A 4,495-nucleotide genomic window follows, 5' to 3' on the forward strand; every position below is an offset into this window, starting at 1 on the left:
GATCTCCGTTATCCACCAGTACGCTGTTTAGCGTCTCACTACGGGCGGCATTGATTAAGCTTGCTGTCCGCACCAGCCCGAATTTCTCTGTCGGGGTGTCTTTGTAGTAATCGAAATCCATCATATTGCTATGCAGGTCGGAGGTTTCCAGGATTCGCAGGTCAACGGTTGCGGCGTTAACGCTGGTGGCAATCAGCATGGCAAGGATCGTTGCGCTAAACTTAATCATGTTAAAGGTCCTTTTTTAAAGCTAGTTCACAGAAGGCTATGTATATAAACGTTGTTGCTTACAATTTTGTGAAGTGTGCCAGAAATCAGAATCGTTAAACCGGAATCGCTTCACAGATGGCGCAACCCGACGCGATGAGATATATACCCGACATACTTCAAATTGCCTCATTGTTGGCTGCGTGAACGCGCCCGAATCACTTACTGATGTAAGCTCATCGGCACTTGTTCTCTTGCCGCCTCGATGCAATTTGAATTATTTAGGGTATAAGTAAAACAACAGGTTATTTGTGTGACACAACATGAGGTGGAGAATGTTAGATAAAATTTGCCAACTGGCTCGGGAGGCTGGAGTTGCCATCATGCAGGTTTATGAGGGGCAAAAGCCGCTGGAGGCGACCCATAAATCCGATGACTCACCCGTGACGGCAGCTGACATTGCGGCTCACACCATTATCCTGAAGGGGCTGCAAGCGCTTACGCCAGAGATTCCGGTACTTTCTGAAGAAGATCCGCAGACCTGGGAAACGCGCCAGCACTGGCAGCGTTATTGGCTGGTGGACCCGCTGGACGGCACCAAAGAGTTCCTGAAACGTAACGGCGAATTCACCGTCAATATCGCGCTTATCGAAAACGGCAAAGCCGTGATGGGCGTGGTGTTTGCGCCAGTTCTGAACGTGATGTATAGCGCGGCAGAAGGCAAAGCCTGGAAGGAAGAAAATGGCGTGCGTAGCCAAATCCATGTGCGCGATGCCCGCCCGCCGCTGGTGGTGATCAGCCGTTCCCATGGCGACGACGAACTGAAAGAATATCTTCATCAGTTGGGTGAACACCAGACGACATCCATTGGTTCATCACTGAAGTTTTGCCTGGTGGCGGAAGGACAGGCGCAGCTTTATCCGCGTTTTGGGCCAACCAACATCTGGGATACCGCAGCAGGCCACGCGGTTGCGGCAGCGGCTGGTGCACACGTTCATGACTGGCAGGGTAAGTCGCTCGACTACACCCCGCGCGAGTCATTCTTAAACCCTGGTTTCCGGGTCTCGATTTACTAAGCAGCTATTTACTCAACAGTTCTCGCAGCAGGCTTATCACCTGCTGCACTTCTTCCTGAGTCAGTGCGCCATCTTTGGCAAACTGAACACGGCCCTGTTTATCCAGCACCACAATCGCTGAACTGCCGGTTTCGAGCTGCCATGATTTTTGCGCCACGCCGTTGCTGTCGACGATAAATTGCGACCACGGATACTGTGTCTTGTTGCTCTCCAGGCTGCTGCGCACAAACATCCCGGTGCCAATAATCGCGTCATCGGTGTTCACAATCGTGGTGGTTTGATAGCGGTCGTGCGGGAATTTAGCCGCTTTAATTGCTTCAACGACACCGGCATTTTTCTCTTTCGCACTGGTGCGCCCGGCAATAAGTTGCAGCGTTCGCACTTTCCCCACCAGCTGCGCGCTATTCCAGCTTTTGTAGCTAAACTTATCATTATCGAGCATCAACTCACCTTTATCCGTAATGCCAATCGGTGAGACACGCTGATTTTTCTCGAAATTATGTGCCGATGCTGCAAGAGGTAACAGCAACAGGGCAAGCGCAAGGGTTGTGCGTAGGGACATGATGACTCCTTATCTTATTATTGGCGAAAGATTGCAGGTGATCCGACCACTCGTCGTGACGTTTTAAGCATATGTGCTGAATAGCTTTCTGTCCCGCAACAACAATGCCAGTTTGCGGGGTGCCGCACATATCCCTGTAATTCGAAGGCTTAAGCTTAGATTTGTTTACATTTGCAAAGATTATTCTGAGAAATTGTAATCATACGGTAAATAAGATTGTGCAAACTAGGTGTCGGTTTGTATATGGACTATAGTTTCCAGGCACCAAATTTTCCGCCTCGTTTTGTCGGGCCAAATGTGGAACCGCAGGGGCGTTAACACTGCAGGAGAGAAGAAGAATGAAAATTTTCCAACGGTACAACCCGCTTCAGGTGGCGAAGTACGTGAAAATCCTGTTTCGTGGACGGTTGTACATCAAGGACGTTGGCGCTTTTGAATTTGATAAGGGCAAGATTCTTATCCCAAAAGTGAAAGATAAGCAGCATCTATCTGTTATGTCAGAGGTAAACCGCCAGGTTTTGCGTATGCAGGCGGAGATGGCTTGAAGCCATAAGTAGTACCAAAAACGGCACCCGAGGGTGCCGTTAGTGTTTCTGGATTTTGAGAATTAAGCTGCGTTCTGTTCTTCACCATCCGCCGGTTTTGGCGTCAACGGCGTTGGTTTATTATCGATACGTGTCACCAGCAACTGGTCGATGCGGTAGTTATCAATATCCACCACCTCGAATTTGTAGCCAGAAAACTTCACTGAATCAGTACGCTTCGGGATTTTACGCAGCATAAACATCATGAAGCCGCCAATGGTTTCATAGTTGCCAGACTGCGGGAACTCATCGATATCCAACACGCGCATCACGTCATCAATCGGTGTGCCGCCTTCAACCAGCCAGGAGTTTTCATCACGAGCAACAATTTGCTCCTCCATGCCCTGGCCAACCAGGTCGCCCATCAGTGTGGTCATCACGTCGTTCAGCGTAATGATACCCACCACCAGCGCGTACTCGTTCATGATAACTGCAAAGTCTTCACCCGCAGCTTTGAAGCTTTCCAACGCTTCGGACAGCGTCAATGTATCGGGAACAATCAGCGTATTACGCAGATGCACGCCACTGTTGAGCGCAAGGCTTTGGTTGCCCAATACGCGGTTCAGCAACTCTTTTGAATCAACATAGCCGACGATATGGTCGATATCGCCATTACACACCAGGAACTTGGAGTGAGGATGCTCGGCGATTTTATTCTTCAGACTCTGCTCGTCGGTATGCAAATCAAACCAGATGATATTTTCGCGCGACGTCATGGATGACGGCACGGTACGCGATTCCAGCTCGAACACGTTCTCAATCAACTCATGCTCTTGCTTACGCAACACTCCCGCCAATGCACCCGCTTCAAAAACGGCATACACATCATCGGAGGTGATGTCGTCATTGCGCACCATCGGCAGTTTGAAAATGCGGAAAATGACGTTGGCCAGGCCGTTGAAGAACCACACCAGCGGACGGAAGATAAACAGACAGAAGCGCATCGGGTTGATGATTCGCAAAGCAACAGATTCAGGCGAAATCATACCGATGCGTTTCGGAGTGAGGTCTGCAAACAAAATGAACAGGCTGGTGACCAGCGTGAAGGAAAGAATAAAGCTCAATTGGTCAGCCATTTCTGGCGAGAAAAAACGCTCCAGAAGGACTTTAAAAGCCGGGGAAAACGCTGCGTCACCGACGATACCGCCGAGAATGGCTACCGCGTTCAGGCCAATCTGCACCACGGTAAAGAACATGCCAGGGCTTTCCTGCATTTTCAGTACGCGTTGTGCGTTCAAGTTGCCCTCATCAGCCAGCAGCTTGAGTTTGATTTTGCGGGATGCAGCCAGTGAGATTTCCGAAATAGAGAAGAACGCACTGACGGAGATAAGAAGAAGTATTAATAAAATACTGTTTAACATAGTTTATCCGGCTTTAGAGCCAGAGCCTCGGAAGGAAAGTTGAAAATCTAAGGGTTAGTACATTTTGACTGCCAGTCCGTGGAGGTTGGGCCAGCAATTTCAACGGGTAGTATAGCGTAAGGGTGTGTGAGGCTGCCAGAGGACAAAAACCGCTTTCGTAGGGCGGGTAAGCGCAGCGCCCCCGCCGGAACCGGCGCAAATGGTGGATGACGATCTTCGCTTATCCACCCTACAACTACTGATACAGGTTACAAACCGCTTTCGTAGGGCGGGTAAGCGCAGCGCCCCCGCCGGAACCGGTGTAAATGGTGGATGACGCTAGTCGCTTATCCACCCTACAACTACTGATACAGGTTACAAACCGCTTTCGTAGGGCGGGTAAGTGCAGCGCTCCCGCCGGAACCGGTGCAAATGGTGGATGACGCTAGTCGCTTATCCACCCTACAACTACTGATACAGGTCACAAACCGTTTTCGTAGGGCGGGCAAGCGCAGCGCCCCCGCCGGAACCGGTGTAAATGGTGGATGACGCTAGTCGCTTATCCACCCTACAACTACTGATACAGGTTACAAACCGCTTTCGTAGCTACCGTCTTGAACGTCAAGCGGTAGCTGCATAATTTTCATCCCATGGTAATCGGGTTTTCAGTACGCCGAAGCACATATGTACCAGCTTACGCATCACTGCACCCAGGGCCGCTTTTTT

At 50.3% G+C, this 4,495-nt stretch carries 4 protein-coding genes and 2 pseudogenes; 2 read left to right on the forward strand and 4 right to left on the reverse strand.

The features are described 5' to 3' along the window. A pseudogene (locus MES37_RS23575) lies at positions 1-229 on the reverse strand (2',3'-cyclic-nucleotide 2'-phosphodiesterase); the annotation flags it as partial. 313 nt (positions 230-542) lie between these two features. Between MES37_RS23575 and cysQ the strand changes: the two are divergent. Then, positions 543-1,283, forward strand: coding sequence for a 3'(2'),5'-bisphosphate nucleotidase CysQ (cysQ, locus tag MES37_RS23580; protein ID WP_232887167.1), 741 nt, complete (start codon positions 543-545; stop codon positions 1,281-1,283). Between the two features lie 4 nt (positions 1,284-1,287). Here the strand turns inward: cysQ and MES37_RS23585 are convergent, their stop codons facing one another. Beyond that, complete coding sequence (locus MES37_RS23585) at positions 1,288-1,845, reverse strand: YtfJ family protein (protein WP_064540663.1); 558 nt, start codon at positions 1,843-1,845, stop codon at positions 1,288-1,290. Between the two features lie 338 nt (positions 1,846-2,183). Between MES37_RS23585 and MES37_RS23590 the strand changes: the two genes are divergently transcribed. Further along, positions 2,184-2,390: a DUF1107 domain-containing protein gene (locus tag MES37_RS23590; RefSeq protein WP_121266826.1), complete on the forward strand. Its 207-nt coding sequence runs from the start codon at positions 2,184-2,186 to the stop codon at positions 2,388-2,390. Between the two features lie 62 nt (positions 2,391-2,452). Here the strand turns inward: MES37_RS23590 and MES37_RS23595 are convergent, their stop codons facing one another. Together MES37_RS23595 and MES37_RS23600 are read right to left on the reverse strand one after the other, a co-directional pair. Beyond that, positions 2,453-3,790 (reverse strand): hemolysin family protein, encoded by a 1,338-nt coding sequence (locus tag MES37_RS23595; RefSeq protein ID WP_064540660.1) that lies wholly within the window; start codon positions 3,788-3,790, stop codon positions 2,453-2,455. Between the two features lie 600 nt (positions 3,791-4,390). Next, positions 4,391-4,495: pseudogene (locus MES37_RS23600) on the reverse strand (IS110 family transposase); the annotation flags it as partial.

The organism is Buttiauxella sp. S19-1 (genome assembly GCF_022134725.1).
Lineage (GTDB): Bacteria > Pseudomonadota > Gammaproteobacteria > Enterobacterales > Enterobacteriaceae > Buttiauxella > Buttiauxella ferragutiae.